Annotated in this window: 15 protein-coding genes; 7 read left to right on the forward strand and 8 right to left on the reverse strand. The window is 75.2% G+C overall.

The genetic code is table 11. From position 1 onward, the window contains the following. Nucleotides 1-121: 121 nt before the first annotated feature. On the reverse strand, nucleotides 122-2,971 hold the full coding sequence (locus tag ACFC0B_RS34580) for an FtsX-like permease family protein (protein WP_376095191.1): 2,850 nt from the start codon (nucleotides 2,969-2,971) through the stop codon (nucleotides 122-124). 805 nt (nucleotides 2,972-3,776) lie between these two features. On the opposite strand from ACFC0B_RS34580, the gene ACFC0B_RS34585 reads away from it, so the two are divergent. Both ACFC0B_RS34585 and ACFC0B_RS34590 read left to right on the forward strand, forming a co-directional pair. Beyond that, complete coding sequence (locus ACFC0B_RS34585; RefSeq protein WP_376095194.1) at nucleotides 3,777-5,279, forward strand: TolB family protein; 1,503 nt, start codon at nucleotides 3,777-3,779, stop codon at nucleotides 5,277-5,279. 537 nt (nucleotides 5,280-5,816) lie between these two features. Next, complete coding sequence (locus ACFC0B_RS34590; protein WP_376095197.1) at nucleotides 5,817-6,140, forward strand: hypothetical protein; 324 nt, start codon at nucleotides 5,817-5,819, stop codon at nucleotides 6,138-6,140. 35 nt (nucleotides 6,141-6,175) lie between these two features. On the opposite strand, the gene ACFC0B_RS34595 is transcribed toward ACFC0B_RS34590, so the two are convergent. From ACFC0B_RS34595 to ACFC0B_RS34610, 4 genes are all read right to left on the reverse strand, one after another. Further along, a complete protein-coding gene (locus ACFC0B_RS34595; protein ID WP_376095200.1) occupies nucleotides 6,176-6,718 on the reverse strand; it encodes a GNAT family N-acetyltransferase in 543 nt (180 codons plus the stop codon). A 280-nt stretch (nucleotides 6,719-6,998) separates the two neighbouring features. Next, nucleotides 6,999-8,303, reverse strand: a complete 1,305-nt coding sequence (locus ACFC0B_RS34600; RefSeq protein ID WP_376095203.1) for a serine hydrolase domain-containing protein — start codon at nucleotides 8,301-8,303, stop codon at nucleotides 6,999-7,001. A gap of 149 nt (nucleotides 8,304-8,452) precedes the next feature. Next, on the reverse strand, nucleotides 8,453-9,724 hold the full coding sequence (locus tag ACFC0B_RS34605) for a hypothetical protein (RefSeq protein ID WP_376095206.1): 1,272 nt from the start codon (nucleotides 9,722-9,724) through the stop codon (nucleotides 8,453-8,455). Nucleotides 9,725-9,861: 137 nt separating this feature from the next. After that, entirely contained in the window at nucleotides 9,862-10,311 is a 450-nt protein-coding gene (locus tag ACFC0B_RS34610) for a hypothetical protein (RefSeq protein WP_376095209.1), read from the reverse strand. A 587-nt stretch (nucleotides 10,312-10,898) separates the two neighbouring features. On the opposite strand from ACFC0B_RS34610, the gene ACFC0B_RS34615 reads away from it, so the two are divergent. Then, the gene (locus ACFC0B_RS34615) at nucleotides 10,899-11,405 is read left to right on the forward strand and encodes a DUF2004 domain-containing protein (protein WP_376095212.1); all 507 of its coding nucleotides are present in this window, start codon (nucleotides 10,899-10,901) and stop codon (nucleotides 11,403-11,405) included. A 3-nt stretch (nucleotides 11,406-11,408) separates the two neighbouring features. Here ACFC0B_RS34615 and ACFC0B_RS34620 read toward each other — a convergent pair whose 3' ends face one another. After that, nucleotides 11,409-11,993 (reverse strand): DUF4240 domain-containing protein, encoded by a 585-nt coding sequence (locus ACFC0B_RS34620; protein WP_376095215.1) that lies wholly within the window; start codon nucleotides 11,991-11,993, stop codon nucleotides 11,409-11,411. 338 nt (nucleotides 11,994-12,331) lie between these two features. Here ACFC0B_RS34620 and ACFC0B_RS34625 point away from each other — a divergent pair, with 338 nt between their 5' ends. From ACFC0B_RS34625 to ACFC0B_RS34635, 3 genes are all read left to right on the forward strand, one after another. Next, on the forward strand, nucleotides 12,332-12,691 hold the full coding sequence (locus ACFC0B_RS34625) for a CATRA system-associated protein (protein ID WP_376095218.1): 360 nt from the start codon (nucleotides 12,332-12,334) through the stop codon (nucleotides 12,689-12,691). Next, the gene (locus ACFC0B_RS34630; RefSeq protein ID WP_376095221.1) at nucleotides 12,684-14,240 is read left to right on the forward strand and encodes a CATRA conflict system CASPASE/TPR repeat-associated protein; all 1,557 of its coding nucleotides are present in this window, start codon (nucleotides 12,684-12,686) and stop codon (nucleotides 14,238-14,240) included. The genes ACFC0B_RS34625 and ACFC0B_RS34630 overlap by 8 nt, the downstream gene beginning before the upstream one ends. 78 nt (nucleotides 14,241-14,318) lie before the next feature. After that, the gene (locus ACFC0B_RS34635; RefSeq protein WP_376095224.1) at nucleotides 14,319-17,384 is read left to right on the forward strand and encodes a CHAT domain-containing protein; all 3,066 of its coding nucleotides are present in this window, start codon (nucleotides 14,319-14,321) and stop codon (nucleotides 17,382-17,384) included. A gap of 243 nt (nucleotides 17,385-17,627) precedes the next feature. Here the strand turns inward: ACFC0B_RS34635 and ACFC0B_RS34640 are convergent, their stop codons facing one another. Then, nucleotides 17,628-18,470 carry an NmrA family NAD(P)-binding protein gene (locus ACFC0B_RS34640; protein ID WP_376095227.1) on the reverse strand — a complete coding sequence of 281 codons (843 nt, stop codon included), beginning with the start codon at nucleotides 18,468-18,470 and terminating at the stop codon, nucleotides 17,628-17,630. A gap of 64 nt (nucleotides 18,471-18,534) precedes the next feature. Between ACFC0B_RS34640 and ACFC0B_RS34645 the strand changes: the two genes are divergently transcribed. Beyond that, on the forward strand, nucleotides 18,535-18,870 hold the full coding sequence (locus tag ACFC0B_RS34645; RefSeq protein ID WP_376095230.1) for a winged helix-turn-helix transcriptional regulator: 336 nt from the start codon (nucleotides 18,535-18,537) through the stop codon (nucleotides 18,868-18,870). A gap of 146 nt (nucleotides 18,871-19,016) precedes the next feature. Here ACFC0B_RS34645 and ACFC0B_RS34650 read toward each other — a convergent pair whose 3' ends face one another. Beyond that, nucleotides 19,017-20,255 (reverse strand): SUKH-4 family immunity protein, encoded by a 1,239-nt coding sequence (locus ACFC0B_RS34650; RefSeq protein WP_376095233.1) that lies wholly within the window; start codon nucleotides 20,253-20,255, stop codon nucleotides 19,017-19,019. Nucleotides 20,256-20,265 lie beyond the last annotated feature (10 nt).

The raw sequence follows: 20,265 nt of genomic DNA on the forward strand, positions 1-20,265 counted from the left end.
CGGGTGCGGGCCGGCGCCTCGGGCTGCGCGACGCCCCGGTGCTGATCGGCCTGCTGGTTGGAGCCGGCCCCTCTCGTCGGCGCTGGGGTGATGGTGTCGGGGCCGGTCGGACGCGGGGGTGTCATCGCTGGCCCCCCGCGCGCAGTTCGGTGGCGATCTGGCGCCGGCCGGCGATGAGCGCCTCGGCGACGACGCCCGCTGCGACGAGCCCGGCGAGGCCGAGCGTCGGCAGCAGGACCGCCGGAAGGTCGACCGGCAGGCCGCGCGGGATCTCCGCGCCGACCAGGACCGAAAGGTCGAAGGTCGGGCCGAGCAAGGCGACCGCGGCAAGCGCGACGAGGCCGCCGCCGACGGCCGCGACGAGGGTCTGCGGCAGCGTCTCGACCAGGATCAGCGCCAGGCCCTGCCGGGGACGCAGGCCCATGGTCCGCAGCCGCGCGAGCAGCGCGGTGCGTTCGGGGGCGGCCCGGACCAGGGTGAGCAGGACGGCGAGCAGGGCGAGCGCGCCGGCGCCGAGGACGGCGGCCCAGAACAGCCGGGCCGCGGAGGCCTGGAGCGGGTCGTCGCCCAGTTCGGCGGTGACGGCCGCGCTGGTGCGCACGGTGTAGCCGGCCGGGATGGTGTCCTGGCCGTCGGGGGCGGGCGCGGTGCGTTCGTTGCCGGTGGTGATGCGTTCGCGCACCAGGCTCCGCAGGGCGTCCTGGTCGACGGAGCCGGTGGCCAGCCAGAGGTTGGGGCGGCCGAGTTCGGGGGCGACGGCGACGGCCGGGCCGGCCGGCAGGACGACGAACAGCCGGCCCTCGCCCTGGAGAGCGGGGGTACCGTCGACGGTTCCGGCGGTCCTGGTGAGCAGTTCGCCGCCGTTCGGCAGTCGGAGGCGGTGGGTGGCGTCGGGACCCAGCCGCGCGGCGAGTGCGGTGGAGAGCAGGGCGGGCACCGGCGCGTCCGGTCCGCCGGTGCCGCCGGACAGCATGGCGGGGTCGAAGGCGCCGCGGCCGAGCGAGCGGGAGATCTCCGCGTAGGCGGCGGGGTCGGCGACGACGGCGAAGACCCGGGTGGCGTCGTTGCCGCCGAGCACGAACACCTCGGTGTCGGCCCAGATCCGGGCGGAGGCCCGTACGCCGGGCAGCACGGCGGCGGCCTCGGCGAAGGCGGGCGGGACGGTGACGCCGATCGGGAGGAGCACGGAGGCGTCGCCGCCGATGCTGAGCCGGGCGGCGCGGGCGCGCGCGGTGTCGACGGCGCCCAGCACGGTGGTGCCGAAGCCGGCGGTGGTGACGGCGAGCAGCAGCGCGAGCAGCGGCAGCACGGAGGGGCCCCTGCGTTCGCCGGTGCCGCGGGCGGCGCGGGTCAGGCCGAGGAAGCCGACGGCGCCCGGGCGCCCGGCCGAGATCCGGCCGAGCGCGCCGATCGCCGGCGGCTGGAGGCGGGCGAGAAGCAGTCCCCCGGTGAGGGCGAGCAGCAGCGGCGCGACGACCAGCAGCGGGTCGGCGCCCTCGCCGGCGGTGGCGACGCCGCGCCGGCGGACCTCCGCCACGGCGGCGACGGTCAGGGCCAGGACGGCGAGTTCGCCGACCACGCGTCGGCGGCCGCCGACGGACCGGGCGCGGGACCAGATCCGGGCGGCGCGCAGCGGGAGGGCGAGCAGGGTGAACAGGGCGACGGCGGTGGCGGCCAGTACGGCGCCGCCCCAGCGCGGGGTGGGCAGCAGCCACAGGGCGAGCGCGGTGGCGGCGACGGCAGCCGGCAGGACGGTCACCGCGCCCTCGCCGAGCAGCCGCCGCACGACTCCGGCCCGGGAGCCGCCGCGGGCCCGGAGCAGCCGCAGTTCCGCGGCGCGCCGGTCGCCGGTGAGTGCGGCGGCCAGGCATAGCACGACGGCGCCGACGCCGGCGAGGCCGGCCGGGCCGATCGAGGCGAGCGGCGCGACGGCCTCCCTCCGCGCGGTGGCTTGGCGGAAGAGCGTGGGCAGCGGGGAGGTGATCCGAAGGCCGGGGCGCCGGGTCTCGTTGGCCAGGGTGTTGGCGGTGTGCCCGGTGAGGTAGGAGGCGAGCGCCTGCTCGGTCTCGGCGAGCCGGTCGGCGCGCAGGCTGTCGACGCCGATGGGCAGGCGCCAGAAGTCCTGGGCGCCGGCGTGCCAGGTCCGCACCTGTTCGAGGGCGGTGGCGTCGACCAGACCGGCGGTGCGCCAGTAGGCGGCGGGCGGTTCCCGCGGGACCTGGATGTAGTTGAGGCAGGCCCGGTCGGGGCAGGGAAGGTCGGTCCAGTAGGGGTCGTTCTGGTCGTTGACGTGGAGGATGCCGACCACCTCGGCCCGGGGTGCCTCGTCTTCGAGCGAGGACGGGCCGGTCCTGAGGACGGCACCGAGGCGGATGCCGATGGAGGCGGCGGCATCGCGGCTGATCGCGATCGGGACGGGCTCCCCCGGCACGGGGGTGCCGGGCCAGCTGCCCTCCGCGAGCGTCACGTGGTCGCGCAGGCCCTGCACGTAGAGCAGGTCCAGCTTCGGGTCGGTATCATCGCCGGGCCGGTTCAGGCCGGGGTCGACGAGATCGCGGGGCTTGCTGCTGCGGGCGCCGTGGACCACGTCGCCGGGAGCGACGCCGAGGATGCCGGTGCGGGCGGTGAGCCGGGCGGCGTCCTCGTCCAGGCGCGCGGCATCGGCGCGCGGGCCTTCGACTCCGCCGGCCCGGCCACGGTCGTCGATGCCCTGGTCGGAGGTGGCGAGGATGCTGGTCGCCGCCGGGCCCCGGTCGCGCAGGAACTCGCGCAGGCCCTGGTCGGCGGTCCGGTCCAGTAGGCGGGGGAAGGCCGCCGCCAGGAAGACGGTGCCGAACGCGAGGGCGGCGGTGAGCAGCGCGGCGAGCGGGGCCGTGCGCAGCCGGGTGCGCACCCAGGCGGCGGGGCGGTGCGCGGCCTGGGGGCCCGCGTTCGCGGGCCGGGGGGCCGCGGTTTCGGCCGGGCTGGTCACTGGTGGACCCTCCTGTCTGCGGACCCTGCGACAGGGCTCGTGGTCGGATGCCGGTGAGAGCCGGGGCGACGGTCCGGGCCGGTCGCCTCGCGAGGGCCCCCGCGACGGGTTGCCCAGGGCGTGCAAGCCCCTTGTTCCGGGGTGAGGTGTCCGCCCGGCCGGCTCCCGACCGCGTTGTCCATGGCGATCAGCGCCCCGAGGGTCACGGAGCTCAGCACGGTCCACAGCTCGTCGTTCCGGGAGCGGGACCGGTTCCGCCGGCGCAGGCGGACGATGACGATGCGAGGAACGCGCGCGTGCTGATCGTGTACTCCAACAACCCCACCCCGTGTCACACGTCCGAAACTCCCCGCGAGGATGCCAGAAGTCCACCGTCGGCGGGCCGAATCGGGAAGAACCGGCCGGGCCCGCACAGGCCGTTCGGCCTCCCACCATCCGGATGCGGCCAGTTCCCGCAGATCCCCGGAACAAGGCGGCCCGGGCCCGCGCGGCCGGTCCCCCCGCCGGTGGTGCCGTGGGTACGGGCGAGATCCGCGCCGGCCCGGGATGGGGGCATCAGACGTGCACCACCTCGTGGACCGGGGCGGAGGTGGCCGCCGGGCGGACCCGTTCCGGGTCCGCCCGGCGGAATCCGTCACACCGGGGGCGACGGTTTGGCGGGTTCTCATCAAGGCAGTGTCCGGGGCATTGACCCGGGTCCTGCCCGGCGGTTGGCTCGTAGCCAGCCGACCGCCGAGGGGGGCGGGCCGCGCGGCGGTGCCGGGCCGGGCGCACGGTGAGGCGCGAGCAGGGGAGGGAACCCGTCATGACCACCACACCACCAGTCACACGCACCGCACGTACCGCCCGGGGCCCACGCGCGGCACGGGCCGCCGCGGTGCTGGCCGCCGTCGTCCTCGCCGGGGCCACGGCGGTCGTCCCCGCCCAGGCCGCCCCGGCCGACGCGGCGCAGGCGGAGCCGGCGCACGCCGGGGGGATCTGGGCGCGCACCGCCCGACTCAGCACCGGTATCGGCGGCGCCGAGCCGGACCACGGGAGCCGGGCCACCGGGCTGAGCGCCGACGGCCGCTGGGCCGTCTTCGACTCCGACGCCACCAACCTCGTGCCGGGCGACACCAACGGCACGACCGACGTCTTCGTCCGCGACCTGTGGACCGGCGGCATCGAGCGGATCAGCCTCACCTCCACCGGCGCACAGGCCGACGACTTCTCCTACGAGGGCGAGATCGACGCCCTCGGCCGCTCCGTGGTGTTCACCTCCCGGGCCGGCCTCGTCCCGGAGGACACCAACGGCACGACCGACGTCTACGTCCGCGACCTGTGGACCGGCGGCATCGAGTGGATCACGACCGGTGGCCCGGCCCAGCTGGAACCCGACCGGTACGCCAACGAGCCGTCGATCAGCGCCGACGGCCGCTACGTGGCCTTCTCCTCGACCCGTGACGACCTGGCACCCGGCGCCGGCCCCTACGGCACGATCAACATCTACGTCACCGACCGGTGGCAGCACACCACCCGCCTGCTCACCATCGGCGCGGACGGCTCACCGGCCAACCGCCACTCCTTCTGGCCGGTGATCAGCGCGGACGGCGGAAGCGTCGGCTTCATCTCCCGCGCCACCAACCTGGTGCCGCGCACCGAGGGCGGCCCGGCCGTCGAGGACCCGGCCGACGCGCAGGCCGCCGCCGACGACGAGGCCGCGCAGCCCCGCCGCCGCTACCTCCACGGCGACGACACGGCCGCCCGGCCGCCCCGCCAGTACCCGTACTACGTCCACGACCTGGCTTCCGGCCGCACCACGGTCGCCAGCGCCGACGAGTCCGGCGCGCCGCACCCCGCGGCCACCGGAACGATCAGCCCCGACGGCCGCCTCGCCGTCTACTCCTACCTCGTCCCCAACGAACCCGGCAGCAACTTCCGCCACCAGGAGCTCTTCGTCCGCGACCTCAGGACGGGCGCGGTCCGCCGACTGCCGATCGCCCTGACCGGCACCGTCACCACCGGCAGTTCCTCCGAGCCGGTCGTCGCCCCCGGCAACCGCTGGGTGTACTTCAACTCCAACGCCGACAATCTCGTCCCGGGCGACACCAACCACGCCGCCGACGTCTTCCGGCACGACCTGTGGACCGGCCGCACCGAGCGGGTCAGCGTGGCCGCGGACGGCTCCCAGTCCACCGGCAGTTCCTACGACCCGGTCGTAGGCGGCCTCGGCACAGCCGTCCTGTTCACCGCGGACGACGGCACCCTGGTCGACGGCGACGCCAACTTCTGGAACGACGCCTTCCTCCGCCGCGTCCTGCCCTTCTGACGCACCGACCGCCCCCGACAGGTACGTCCCCGAGGGCCCCGGCCCCACAGGGGCGCACCCGCGCCGGACCCCGGTCGGCGTCCCCCGACGACACGGCCCCGGACGCCGTCGTGGCGGCCGGGGCCGCGGTCGAACCGTTCCCGAAGCCTGTTGCGGACGATCGGAGAGGGGCACTTCTCCGGCATGGGTGGGGTGCGCTTCGAGGTCGGGAGGCAGTTCGGCCTGCCGGCACTCGGCTTCCCGCTGCAAGCCGCAGGAACGCGGGCCGTCGCTGCGACGGCCGGCCGCGGCGAGGGCGCTTCGCCGGATGATCCCGACGCCCGGGCGGATCAGGGGCCAGTAGGCGGCGAACCGCCGCCTCGCGCGGGCGTCGATCCCCCGGATCCGCGTGCGGGGGCCCGGGACGGAGATGCCGGGCCCGAATTCGAGGGTGCTCGAAGGGCTTTGCGGGGCCGGAACGCGCGCGGTGAGAGTGGGCCGGCGGGTCGGTTCGTCCGGCCGTACCCGTGACCGTCCGAACACCACCGAGGAGTACTCATGAGCCGTTCGTCCAGCCTCCGTCTGCGTGTCACCGCCGTGGCCCTCACCGCCTCCGCCTGCGTCCTCGGCGGTACCGTCTCGTCCGCCCAGGCCGCCCCGGCCCGAGCCGAATCGGTCACCGCGACCGAGTCCGCGAAGTTCATGGGCGGCGGAACCGGCGCTTCGATGGGCTCGGCCATCGAGAGCGCGGCCAACGTGGCCTACTCGTACGCCCAGGCGGCCGGCTGGCAGCGGAGCCAGTGCTACCTCCTCGGCTCCGAGGTCAGGTCGACCGGTACCGGCTGGTTCAACGCGGTCGCCCAGGTGTTCTGTCAGCGCTGAACCGCGCTGCCGCACCGGCCGCCGCACCCTCGGCATCACGCCCCGGGCGGCAGGGAGAGTTCGTAGCGGCTGAGCCAGACCGCCGGGCGGCCGTCCTCCGGCCGCTCCCAGGGCGGGCCGTCCACCGGCACGTCCCCCCGGTGCACGAACCCCCGGCCCTCGTAGTACGCCCGCAGCCGGCCGTTGTGCCGGACACAGTCCAGGCGCAGCGCGTCGACGCCCCGCTCCCGGGCCGCCTCGCGGGCCCGGTCCAGGATCACCGCGCCGAGCCCCGGTACCCGGCGCCGAACCGCGAGCCGGTGGACGTACCCGGCGGTGCCGCCGAGCTCCGCCCACATCGGATCGGCCCAGTCCAGGGTGAACGTGCCCGCGGGCTCGCCGTCGACGTCGACCAGCCAGGTCTCGCCGCGGGCGATCGCACCCTCGACCCAGTCCGCGCCGAAACGCGCCGGCCACTGCCGGACCCCTTGCGCACCGAGCCAGGCCGCGGCCTCGTCCAGCACGCCCAGCACCTCGTGCGTGTGCTCACCTGCGGCGCGCCGGAAGGCCACGCTCTCCCTGTTCCACTCGACCGTCATGATCCGGATTGTCGCAGCCGATCCGCCGACACCCCCGACCGGCCCCGACCGGCCTGCCCCGTGCCTGCGCTCAGCTCCGCGAGGCCTTGTCCAGCCGGTCGCAGAGCACCCGGCCGCCACGGCGCCGGCTGCCACCGCGCCGGGCGCGCCGAACGCCCCCGGGTCGACGGCGGGCACCGGACCCCTGTCCCACCGATCAACGGCTCCGGTGTTCCCGTCAGGTGCGGATCATGACGGCTCCCCCGCTGCCCGGCCGGTCCGGTGTCCGGCGGGGCGGCGGTCAGCCGGTCGGGGTGGCGGTGGCCGCGGCGGCCGGCTGGCGGCCGCAGAAGGCGGTCGCCAGCAGCTTCTGCGAGGTCTTCCAGCCCTGGCCGGTGTTGCGGTAGCCGTTGGTCGAGACCGCCACCAGCCGGCTGCCGTCCAGGGTGCTGTAGAGGGCGCTGTTGTGGCCGCGGCCGGTGCTGCCGTTGTTGCCCCAGACCTCGCCGCAGGGCGTGGTCAACCGGCCGATCCCCAGGCCGTACTGGGCGGCGCCGCTCGCCGGGGCGACCGTCAGCATCTCGGCGAGCAGCGGTGCGGGGAGCAGCCGCCCGGCGAGCAGGGCGTGGAGGAAGGTGGCGAGGTCGGCGGTGGTCGAGATGCCGACGCCCGCCGCGTCCATCTCGCTCGGCTCCATCTCGGTGACGTCCACCGGGCCGCCGGGCAGATCGAGGTAGGTGTGCGCGTGCGGGCCGCGGATCCCCGTCGCGTGGACCGGCATCGAGGTCCCGGTCAGCCCCAGCCGGTCGATGATCCGGCGCTCGACCTCCCGGCGCCAGTCGCGGCCGGTGACCCGCTCGACGATCATGCCGGCCAGCAGGTAGTTGGTGTTCGCGTAGCGCCAGCCCGTGCCGGGCGCGGAGTACGGCGGGTGGCTGTTGGCCACCGCGAGGAGCTGCTGCGGCGTCCAGCTCCGCCAGCGGCCCTCGCGGAGCCAGGTCTCGTGGTCGACACCGATGGCCGGGTCCTCGGTGTAGTCGAACAGCCCGCTGGTGTGGTTGAGCAACTGGCGCACGGTGATGGAGCCGCCGCCCGGGACGGCACCCGGCAGCAGGCTCTCCACGCTGTCGTCCAGCCCGAACCGTCCCTCGCCGACCAGTTGGAGGACGACCGTCGCCACGAAGGACTTGGTCACGCTGGCGATCCGGAACCGGCCGTTCGCCGAGGGCTCGGCGCCGGTCGAGAAGTCGCCCACGCCCCGCGCGCCCTTCCACACCGTGCGCCCGTACTCGGTCACCCGGGCGAGGGAGCTGGACGCCCCGCCGATCTCGACCATGCCCTCCAGCGCCTCGTTCAGCGCCGGGGCGTCCACGCCACCCTGGTGCGGGCCGCGGCCGGCCGCCTCCGCGCCGTTCCCCGGCTGCTCCTCGCCGACGGCCGCCGCTCCGGTCGGCCCGGTGCCGAGGGCGCCGGCGGCCGGGGCGGTCACGCCCACCAGGCCCGCCCCCGCCAGCGCGAGCGCGACGACCCGCACGGCCGTGCCGCGCCGTCCGGCGCGGACCCGCGCGCCCGGCGCCGTCCGCGCCCCGTTCCGGTGCTCCGCCACCCTCATGAGTCCTCCTGTGTCCGTGTCGACGGCTTTCGCCGTATTCGAAAGATGTGCGGGGCTGACGCTCGGTCCGGTGAATCCCAGCGGGGCCTTGACGCACAGCACCTCGACGGAGGCGCGCGGCCACGCCGGGTACGCGGCGCCGGCTAGAACCCGAAGACCTGCAGGCCCGGGTACTCGTCCTCGATGATCGTCGCTATCTCCGTCACGTAGAGGTTCGGCGAGCAACCGGGCCGCGTCCCCCCGAACGGGTTCTTGCACTTCGCCCCGCCCTTGCTGCCGGAGATGATGCCGGTGGCGTACACGTCGTCACTGGGGGTGTACTGGTAGACGGGGCCGCCGCTGTCCCCCATCCCCGCCATGTCGCGGCCGGCCACCTGGTCGACCTCGTACACCTTGCGGGTCTTGCCGCCGAGCTTCACCTCCCAGCCCGTCCTGACGACCTTGCCCTGGCACACCTCCCCCATGAGCGCTCCGTCCGCGCAGAGGAGCTGGTTCTTGAAGGCGCCGGCGTGCCCGTAGACCCTGCGCGTCTCCAGCTTCGCCCTGACAGGACCCCCGCTGTAGACGTTCGACGACGCCCGGGTCACCTCGATGAGTGCGACATCGTGGTAGGCGTTGGCGGAGCTCACCTTGCCGATCACGGCACTCGCACCGGTCCTGACGGTGTCACCCGTCTGCGCGCAGTGCTCGGCGGTGAGCAGGTAGTAGTTGTCGTGCCCCTGAGTCTTCACGCCGAAGGCGGACGAGCACAGGTTGCCGCCGGGCACCTTGATCAGCGATCCGCCGTACCAGGGCGAGCTGTCCGACTCCCTGCCCGCCAAGGCCGTGGCCCCCTCCTCGGGGGTGAGGGTCACGGGAATGCCGTGGGTGAGGCTCTCGGGGAGCGTCTCGCCGAGGTCCTGCAGGGCGCCGGACCGGGCCGCGGCATGGGTCGCGTCGACGCCGACGGTCACCGAGTTGCCGTCCTCGCTCGGCCCCGCCCCGGTCACCCGGGCGCCGCCGACGTCCACTCCGGACTCCACGATCGCATGCGCGCGCTCCTGCAGCTCCCGGCCGCTGTAGGCGGCGGCCACGACGGTGACGGCGAGGCCCCGGCCCCGCTGCGCGGCGATCAGATCGTTGACGTCCTGGGGCACCTCGCCCTTCCAGCGCAGGGTGTAGCCGTTGTCCTCCGGCGACAGGGCGATACCCGCGTACCCGGTGGCGGGATCCTGACGGGCCTGCCTGTCGACCTCCTGCGCCGCCAGGGTGATCCGCTCCTGAGTGGCCAGGTCCTCCGCAGACACGCCGGCGGCGTTGGCGGGCGGCGCTCCCGCCGCCCGAGCGGCCGAGGCGGGCACCGACGTCAGCGGAACGGCGAGCGCCAACGACGCCACGCCGAGCAGAGCCACCAGACCACGTGCGTTCTTCTTCATCATCTTCCCACCCTTGGATATGAGTCGGGGACTTCCATCGCCCGCGCCTGGATGCGGAGCGCCGCCGAACGGATCCGCCGGGCCGTGCCGCCGGCACCCGCCCCGGGCAGTTCCGGGCAGCGCGTGCGCGGAGCCGGCTACCGGAACCAGCCGCTCCAGTTTCCGTTGGCGTCACGGTTGTTGAACATGTGCCGGCCGTTGTAGGTGCTGATCATCTCCAGCTGCAGAACCGTGTCGGTGAACGCGTTCACCCTGACGGAGCCGGCGGACACATGGCCTCCGAGAGAAACCCACGCGGGGTTCGGGTCACGTCCGGGGTACCACCACCGGGTCCACACGCCGAAGTCCGTCCCGATCACGAAGATCTGCGTGACGCCGTTGCTGAACTGGACCTCCGGAATGTAGCGGTTGAAGCCCTGCCCGCAGACCATCCGGCCTCCCAGGGCCCACGCGACCTCCTCGTAGGTGATGTCCGGCTTCGCGCACAAGGGCCTGTCCCACGGCGGCCGCACCCAGTTGGCGCTCGCGGTGCCGGACGCCCCGAGAACCGAGCCCGCCAGCGTGACGGTCACCACGGCCGCCGACACGACCGCCCTCCCCAACCTGTTCATCCCCACCTGTGGCCTCCCGACCAGGAACGGTCGCCCACCGGACAGCGGGCGACACACAGGGCCCGGCATCCGCCGACCGGCGAAAGAGCATCCCCAGGCCTCCTCGGCAAGCCTTGCAAACGACTTGACGGACCGTCACCGGTTGCCCGCCGATGGTGCCCCCGAGGTCGGGTCCGGATGCCCCCGCACCCGCCCCACAACTGCCCGCGTCCTCGACAACCTTCGGACGGGTCCACGGCGTCGCCGAACCCCCAACGGGCCGCCCTGTCGCAGGCCGACCCGTCGAGCGTCACGCGCAGCCGGGGCGGGGCGGCCCGGGCGCGACCGGCCACCTGCGGCAGCAAGGGCTCCACCCGCTCCCACGCCGCGCCCGTCGACCCACCTCGACCCGCCACAGGATCAGCTGTCGGAGAAGCCTTAGGATGCTTCCTCTGGATCACTCCAGCCGCGGCGGGCAGAGACGAGTACCGGAGCGTCGTCGACCGTCACACGACGGAGCCACCGGCGCGGGTGCTGCCGGGTCTCACGACGGTCCGGCACGACAGGAAGGCGGAGTGTCTCGCATGAAGGCCATTGAGCATGCCCACTTCGGGCGGGTGGAGACCAACGCGCTCCGTGACACGGATGTCATCTGGCGGAGCACCTTGCAGCTGGGGGACGACGAGGTCGAGGTCCTGCTGTGGGCCGGACCGTCCAGCGAGCCGGACGCCGGAGAGCTGGACGACCTCGCCGCACGCCTCACCGACCTGCCGGCCCTCGACGCAGCGGCGCGCGCCGCTCTGCGACGGCACCTGCGCGCGGACCGCTACTTCATCGACTTCCACGTCGAGGAACTCGAGGGCGGCGAGGCCGTCGGCCGTCTCCTCCGGGCGGCGGCAGGCGGAGAGGTCGGGGCGGACGCCTTTGTCGCGGCCATGCGCCTGGGCGGCGTCGGGCTGTGGCTGAGCGACCTGCCCGGCAGGCCTCCGGTCGTCCTGGACTACGTCTTCGAACCCGACCTCAGTGACCAGGTACTCGCCGTCAAGGTGACCCGGCACGGGGCGGTGACGTCCGTCGACTGGGAGAGCTGACGTTCATCCCGCCGGTGCGCCGGGCGCGAGCCCGGCTTCCGCGGGGAAGAGGGCGTCGAGCCGGGGTGTCCCGGCCGTCGCGACGGCCTCCGCGGTGTCGGTGTCCTCCTCGGCCTCCTGGATCGCGTCCAAGGCCCCGTAGAACGCCTCCTCGCAGTCCTCCTGGCCCGTCAGCTCGCCGAACACCTCCTGGGCCACGTAGTCGAGCTCCTCCCATTCCGGCCACTCGTCGTCACGCCACTCCCGCAGGTCCCGTCCCACCAGGGCCCGTACCTCGGCGACGTCGGCGAGGGCGTCCGGATCGGCGAGCACCGCCCGGTACGTCCCCTGCCCCTGGGCCACCAGCCACAGCGCGAAGTAGTCGAAACCGTCGTCGGAGCACAGGCCGCCCTCGATCCGGCGCACCGCCCGCCACAGCGCACCCGTGGCCACCGCCGCGCACGCGGCCTCCAGACGCGCCTGGAACTCGACCGCCTCCGCGGCCGACCCGCTCCGCAGCGTCCCGCTCAGCCACTCCAGCCGTTCGTGCCGGCCACCGGCGCGACGGCTCAGCCCGTCCATGAGCGCCCAGAAAGTCTTGTCGTCCATGCCGCACAGGATCGCAACCACCACTGACACGCCCGTCGGCGCCCCGCACGCGAACAGCGGCAGCCGGGTGCGGGCGGAGGCGGGCGCCGTGCCGGCGTTCCAGCTGCGGCGGGGGCCCGTCCAGCGCGGCGCCACGCCCCGGACGGGCGGTCCGGGACTGCCGGCGGCGGCTTCGGACCGGCCGCCGGAGGAGGGGATGACGGCGCGGTCAAGGCCTCATCACCGATCGGCATCAGGCCTGCGGCTTCAGGCGTACGGCCCGCCTTCGAGGGGGAGATGCGCCATGCTGGTCCGGGGGCCGCCGACGCGTGTCGCGGCGACGAGCAGCGGGGGTCGGCATGGCACTGTCCGAGCGGGACCACCAGCGGGTACGGGCCGCGCTGGCACGGGTCACGGCGTGGGACGGATCCGGTGAGCAATGGGACCTGGTGCGGGGCCGGTTGGAGGTGCTGGCCGAAGCCGTGGCACTCGGTGACGCGCGGAAGGCGACCGCCGCGACCGCGGCGGTGGAACGGGTGCTGGAGGTGCGCGGGGTGCACCCGATCGACCGGGGCGAGCCCCGCCAGGACCCCCAGGCCGTGCCCGAACCGGTCCGCGAGCTGGTGCACGCCATCGGTCTGCGGCTCCCGCAGACGCAGTCCGGGCCGCAGGAGCCGGGCGGGAACTCCGACGAGGGGGGCGCCCGTGGGCGTGGCTGAACCCGCCCTCGTCGTCCACGCGTTCTTCGTCACCGGACCGGCCGGGGCGGACGACGGCCCCGGAGCAGCCCTCCCGCCCCCGCCGCCCGTTCCCGGTGAGCCTGCCGCGCCGCTGCCGTGGCGGGAGGCACTGCGGCCGCTGTGGCGGCGTTGCCGCGAGCTGGGCATCACCGAGGCCGTACCGGGGTCGTCCTGGCCGCAGGACCCGCCGGAAGCACCGCTGCCCCCGCGGCCGGACGGCTCCGGTTTCCAGGTCCTCGCCGCCGGCACCCGGGCCGGCGGCCCTCCGGTGCGCCAGGCCGTGCTCTACTGCTGCCAGGACGTGCTCGGTCTGAGCGTCGCCCTGGACCCGGCCGACCCGGCCCGGGGCTGGGACGACCTCGACGACGCCTGGCCGGCCGACCTGCTGGGCACCCTCGGGACGGTCCGCCTGTACCTCGGCCTGGTGCCGGGACGCATCGGCGCGGCGCGGGCGGAGTCGGCGCTGAGCCCGGTGCGGGCGGAGTCGGCGTGGGTGGTGCTGCCGGGCGGATTCGCGCTGGCCGCGCTGGCCGAAGCACCGCCGCCCGGCGGATCGGCGGCGCCACCCGCCCGCCGCCTCACCGTCCTCGCCGCACCCGAACACGAGTCCGTGCTCTACGACTTGGTGTGGGCCGACGGCGGCCGCCCCGGCGTCCAGCCGCTCACCCGCCACCTCCTGAACGCCGCCAAGCTCCGCTACGAGGCCCAGGTCTACCGGCGTGACCAGCACTACCGCGCCGCGCGGATCGCCGTCCAGGACAGCACCCGGCGGCTGAGCGTCCTGCTCGACCGGGCGAGCGGCGCGGGCGAGCCCCTCCCCGTGCGTGAACTCATCGCGGGCCAGACCGCGTTGCTCGCGGCGACCGCCCGCACCAACGGGTTGGTGGGCGCCCTCGGCGACCTGGTGGCGATGCGCCGCACCGTCCAGGGGCTCGCCCAGGCCTTGCGCCGGCCGCCCGTGGTCGACCGGCACGCCCCACCGGGACCCGACACCGTCCCGGGCTCCGATCTCGCCCTCGCCGACTGGCTGGAGGCGTGCATCGACGACGACACCGCCCTGCTGGGCACCGTTCGCGACACCGCCGCCGCGGTCTCCGAGGCGGCCGGGACGGTGATCCGGGATCTGCTCAACGCGCGGGAGCAGCGCGTCATGGTGGCGCAGACCGCGCTCCTGGGGGGCCTGGTCACCGCGCTCGCCGCCATCCAGTCCTTCGGCATCAAGATCGACGTCGCCGGTCCGGCGCGCAAACCGCTGGTGCTGACCCTGGCCGCGCTGAGCGTCGCGGTGCCGGTGGCGGCCCTGCAGTTCTCCCAGCGGCTCCCGGGTGCCCGGTTCGGCCGCCTCGCCACGTGGGCGGCGGGCGCGGCGGGCTGCTCCCTCGGCTGGCTGGGCATGGGCCTCCTCGCCGCGGCGGGCCACCGTACGGGCCCCGCCTGGACGGTGGCCGCGGCGGCCCTGTGCGGGGCGCTCACGGCGGGCGCCGTCCATCTCGCGGGCCGCCGGGCACGCGCACCGCGAGGACCGTAGAACGGCGGCCGCCTCACCGAGAACGGCTTCCCCCCGGAGAGCGACCTCTTGATTCCATCCCGCGAGGAAGGCGGCGACATGGCTCCGGCTCTCAAGGTCCGGTGGAACTACCAGCGGGCCGTGAGCATCCTGCGCAACCCTCGCGCCGCCGCCGATCCGCGGGCGCTGCGGCGGGCGGTCGGCCTGCTGGAGCGGTCCCGCGCGGCCGTACCGGCCGGAGACCCCCTGCTGACGCAGATCCTCCACGCGCTGGCCGGAGCGCACCACGGAATGTTCCGGCTGACGAAGGACTCGGCCGAACTGGACCGGGCGGTCGTCCACGGGGAGGAGGCGGTGGCGCGGGCGCTGGACGCCGACGACGCCGTGCCGGCACGTGGCGGACTCGCCGTGATCCTCGCGTCGCGGTTCGAGTGGACCCGCGACGTCGCGGACATCCGGCGTGCGGCAGACGTGCTGGAACCGGCGACCGCACGGGAGAGCACCGACCCGTTCGAGCGGGCGACGCTCCTGGCGACGCTCGGGCAGATCCAGATGCTGCTGTTCCGCGAGACCTCGCAGGGCGCCGACATCGACCGGGCGGTCGGCGCCCTGGAAACGGCGGCGGCGCTGGCTCCCCGCCATCCGGTGTCCGGGCGGTTCCTGACGAGCCTGGCGAACGCGCTCGCCCTCCGGTTCGAGGCCGGGGGGCACCCCGGCGGCCTGGACGAGGCGGTCGACCGGGGCCGCCGGGCGGTCGCCCATCTCGATCGGCCCGAAGCGCGCGACCTGCCGGCCATGGAGGCGGCCGGCTACCGCTCCAACCTCGCGTCGATCCTGGCGCAGCGGTTCGACGCGGCGGGTGACCCGGCCGACCTCCAGGAGTCGGTCGATCTCCTGCGCGCGGCGGCGGACTCGGTCCGCGACCCGCTCGACGCGGCCGGCCTGCACGGCAATCTCGCGCTCGCACTCACCATCCGCCACCAGCATCTGGGCAGCCTCGAAGACCTCGACGAAGCCGTGGAGCGTGCGCGGCGGTCCGTCGCCACCGGGCCCACCGCGGACATCACCTTCCCCCGCCGGGCCAGCACCCTCGCGGGCGCGCTGGCCCTGCGCCACTCGTCCACCGGCAGCCCCGCCGACCTGGACGAGGCGATCACGGCGTTCCGCCTGGCAGCCGCCCCCGCCCAGGAGGCCGGCGCAGCCGCGGACCCCGATCTGCCGCTGTGGCTGTCCAATCTGAGCACGGCGCTGATCGTCCGGTTCGAGGCGGCCGGCGCCCAGCAGGACCTCCTCGAAGCCGTCGCGGCGAGCCGCCGGGCGTCGGCCGCCGAGGTACCCGAGCTGCGCAGGGCCCCGGTGGAGTCCCAACTCGCAGCAGCGCTCACCCGGTTGGCGCAGCACGCCGGGTCGGCCGCGGACGCGGACGCGGCCGTCGAGGCGGCACTGCGGGCGGTCGCGAGCGGGCAGCAGGGGGCCCGGCAGGCGCCCCGGCCCGGGTACGCGATCTGGCTGCACCGGCTGGGCGACGCCCACCGGGCACGGCACCGGCTCACCGGCCGGACGCAGGATCTGACGGCGGCGGTCGACGCGTACACCCGGGCCTCGGACGTCCGTACGGCCCCGTTCACCGTGCGGGCGCGCAGCGCGCGGGAGGCGGGGCTGGCGATCGGCGAGCGGGACTGGCGGGCCGCGGCCGACGCCTGGGAGAAGGCGACGGGGCTGCTGGCCGCCGTCGCCGACCGCAGGATCTCGCGGGCCAGCAGACAGCGGCAGCTGGTCCGGTTCGACGGGCTCGCCCTGGACGCGGCAGCGGCGGCGCTGAACGTCGGGGATCCCGCGCGGGCCCTCGCCGCGCTGGAGCAGGGCCGGGGCGTCCTGCTCACCCAGGCGCTGGAGTCCCGCAGCGACCTCGGTGAACTCGACCGCCTCAGCCCCGAACTCGCCTCCGAGTTCCGCCGGCTGGCGATGCTGGTGGAGGCGGACACGGCGGGCGCCCTGCCGCTGGGCCTCGACGCGGAGCCGAGCGGACCGGGCGCGGAGCGGCGCCGCGCGGAGCGGGCCGACGCCTGGGACGCGCTGGTCTCCCGGATCCGCCGGACCGTCCCCGGCATGTCGCGCTTCCTGCTGCCGCCCCCGGTGAGCGAGTTGACCGCGGCGGCCGACCAGGGCCCCCTGGTGGTCGTCAACGTCTCCACGTACCGCTGCGACGCGCTGCTGGTGACGCCGGACGGCGTGCGGGCCGTGCCGCTGCCCGGGCTCGACGCGCAGACCGTGGCCGCCTACGCGCGGGCGCTGGAGGCCCGGACCGCTCCCGGCGCCGATCCCGAGGAGTTCCTCACCGAGCTGCTGGCCTGGCTGTGGACGGCCGTGGCGGCGCCGGTCCTGGAGCACGCCGAACCCCTGCTCGGCGCCGCGCGGCGCCTGTGGTGGATCCCGACCGGGCTGCTGGCGCTGCTGCCGCTGCACGCCGCCGGGCTGCCCCCGGACGACGCGGGGCAGCGGCCCCCGGGGGTCCCGGAACTGGTGACGGCCTCGTACGCCCCCACCGTCCGGATGCTCCGGCCGCCGCCCCCGGACGCGCCGGACCCCACGCCGGGCACGCTGGTCGTCGCGGTCGGACCGGACGGGACCCGCCGGGGCGTACGGCTCGCCCTCGACGAGGCGGCCGCGGTCAAGCGGGCCTCGGCCGGTGGCACCGTGCTGCTCGCGGACGGGCGGGCGACCGTCGCGCGGGTCCGCGAGGCCCTGTCCGGTGCGGGCCGGGCGCACTTCGCCTGCCACGGCGTCACCGACGCCGGCGACCCCAGCAGCAGCCATCTCGTGCTCCACGGAGGGACGCTGGAGGTCCGCGACATCGCCGTCCTGCGCCCGCCGGGAGCCGGACTCGCCTTCCTGTCCGCCTGCTCCACCGCCGCCTCGGGCGAGATCCTGAGCAACGAGGCGATCCACCTCTCCTCGGCCTTCCACCTCGCCGGCTACGCCCATGTCATCGGCACGCTCTGGCCGGTGGCCGACTCCGCCTGCCTCGAACTGACGGAGCAGGTCTACGCGGCCCTGGCCGACCACTCCCCCGCCGAGGCCCTGCGGCAGGCGGTCACCGCGCTGCGCGCCGAGTACCTGGACAGCCCCAGCGTGTGGGCGGCCCACCTGCACCTCGGCCGCTGAACCGGGCGACGGCCCCCCGGGGGGGCGTGCCCCGTGAACGCCCGGCTCGATCTCTGCGCCCGGATCACCCTGCCCGGGCGGCGTGCGGCCCGGGAGGGAAAGCCGCCGCCTCGGCCGGGGGCGCCCTCCGCACCTCTGTGGCCGGGGTCCGCGTCAAGGGCCGGTCCTGTGCCCCGATCGGACGCTGTTGGGGGGAGCCCCCGGATCCCCCCAACAGCGTGGGAGCGTGTCGCGGTCAGCCGGTCAGAGGCCGATGTCCGTCAGCCACTGACCGGTGGTGCGGGCGGTGACGCCGAGCAGCTTCTGAGCGGAGTTCTCCGGCGCGATCGCGTGGTCCGCGAGCGTGCTCAGCGCGTTGTAGACGGCGGCGACACCGGCGGCGGGGCCTTCGCCGATCAGGGGTGCGACCGCGGTGCGGAACTGCTCGGGGGTGATCGGCTCGAACACCACGTCCTTGCCGAGGTGGGTGCCGAACGCCGCGGCGAGGTCCGGTCCGGTGATCGCCGGGTACTGGCCCAGGGAGACGGGGCCGGTGACGTCCGGGCGGTCGAACAGGACGACGGCGGCGTCGGCGATGTCCAGGTGCGACGCCCAGGAGACCGGGAAGTCGGCGCGGATCGGGTAGGGCAGCGCGCCGCGCTCGTGCACCGTGCCGATGACGGACGGCAGGAGCAGGTTCTCCAGGTACAGCGTCGGCTGGATCACCGCGTGCGACACCCCGCTGTCCGCCAGGCCGCGGACCAGCTGTGCGGCGGCGCCACCGGTGCCCGGGTCGATCGGGGCGCCGCTGGTGGAGAACACCACGCGGGCGGGGCGGGCTTCGCGAAGGGCGGCGAGGATGTTGCGCGCGTAGGCCTGGCGGTCCTCCTCGGGAGCCATCGGCAGGTGGACGAACACGCCCTCGGCACCGCGGTAGGCACGGGTCAGCTCCGCGACGGAGCCGTATCCGGCGGCCACCACGCGCGCGCCGTCCACGACGGCGTCGGCGTGACGGGTCAAAGCGGTCACGGACTTGCCCGCGGCGGCGAGAGCGGCGACGACGGGGGCACCCTGGGCGCCGGTGGCGCCGTGAATCACGTAGGTCATGGCGCCATTAGTGCATGCACTGCACCAGTTACATCAACTGCACTAATGGGGTACGGTCACCAACATGACCGATTCCCGTCTCCCCGAGTGCGGTGTCGCCCGGTTCCTCACCCTGCTCAACGGCCCGTGGGCCACCCTGATCGTGCGGGAACTGCTGCACGGCCCCCACCGCTTCAACCAGCTGCGCGAGGCCCTGCCCGGCATCAGCCCGCACACCCTGACCAGCCGGCTGCGCCAGTTCGAGCGGCACGGCATCGTCACCCGCACGACCTACGCGGAGATCCCGCCGCGTGTCGAGTACGAGCTCACCCCGCTCGGCGAGGGGCTTCGCAACGTCCTGGAAACCATGGGGACCTGGGCCATGGAAGTGCCGGATCCCGCGGCCGACGTCGCCGTTTGAGACAGGCCCTGCCGGCCGTCGAGGACCACGCCGCCGCCCGGGGCCCTCGCTGCAGGTTGAGAACGCGGCCCGGCCCGGTGCCGGGCACGCCGCGCATCGGCGGCGCGGTCCGCAGCTGAACGCCCCGTACGGGACGGCCCTGGCCGCTACTCGATCAGTTCCCCCATGTGGCAGTCCTCGGCGCGCGTCGGCCAGAACTGGTCCTCGGTGGCCCAGGCCTGCGGGTCGAGGGCACGCAGAACGGGCTCCGCGACGCTGTCGAGGAGGTCACGGGGCCGGAAGACGGCCCACGGTGACGGGGCGGAGAGTACGGTCGAGCGACGACGTTCGGCGCGCAGCCGCTCGAAGGCCCACAGGACGTGGAGCAGCGTGGCCAGGTCGCGGTGCAGGTAGGGGGCGGGCTGGTCCTCGTCATGCCAGTCCGGCAGCTCGATCCGCCCGGTGGCGCCGTCGAGGGCGGCTTCGAGGTCGTACGTCCAGCCGCCGAGCGCGAGGTAGTCGCCCTGGTACGGGCGGGCGGTCGATTCCTCGTCCCCGTCGTCCACGTCGTCCACGTCGTCCGCGAAGGCGTCGGGGAAGGCCTCCGCCAAGGTGACCAGCGGTCCTTCGGCGGCCACCGTCAGGGGGCCGCGGCAGGAGACCGGCAGTCCGACCTCGGTGAGCAGCTGCCGGGTCGGGGTATGGACGAGCCGGTCGGGCAGTTCATCGGGGAGGAACCGGCGGACGATGCCTCCGCCGCAGAGATCCGCGAGGTCCTCGACCAGGTCCGGCCCGACGGTGTACGGCGCCCCGTCCGCCGCCCGTGGCTCGGCGCCCCACGCGAGCGCACGGATCCGCAGGGCGGTCTCCCAGTGGGCGGGCCGCCCGTCGGTGCGCTGCCAGAGGTCCGGGTCGGCCTCGCGGAGTTCCCGCAGCCCGAGCCGGACGGCGGCGTCGACGGTCGCGGGCCCGTACGGCGCCACCTCGTCACCCTCCTCCCGCTCGTAGGCGCCCGTGGCGACCAGGGTGACGGCCTCCACCACCACGGCCAGGGCGATCAGGGCGTGCGGACTGCTGGCCAGCAGGTCCCGCCGGAGCACGCCGCTCTCGTCGGGGCATGCCAGGTACACCGCACCGCTCGCACCGTCGAGCAGGACGGCGATGTCCTCGCCGTCCGCCGAGTACAGGGCCTCGCCCAGGACGAAGAGCCCCTCGCCGCCCGCAGGACCGGCCCCGAACCGCTCGGCGGCCGCTTCCGGGGGCCCGGCCGAGGTGGCCCGCAGGTCCAGGTACGCGTAGCACCACGACAGTTCCCCGGACGCGAGCAGCGTCCGGCTCGGCCCGTCGGTGAGCCCGGCCGGCCACGTCCAGGAGCCACCGGACCGCCCGCCCTCGTCGAGTCCCACCGGTGCGCTC

It is taken from the genome of Kitasatospora sp. NPDC056184, from assembly GCF_042268405.1.
Lineage (GTDB): Bacteria > Actinomycetota > Actinomycetes > Streptomycetales > Streptomycetaceae > Kitasatospora.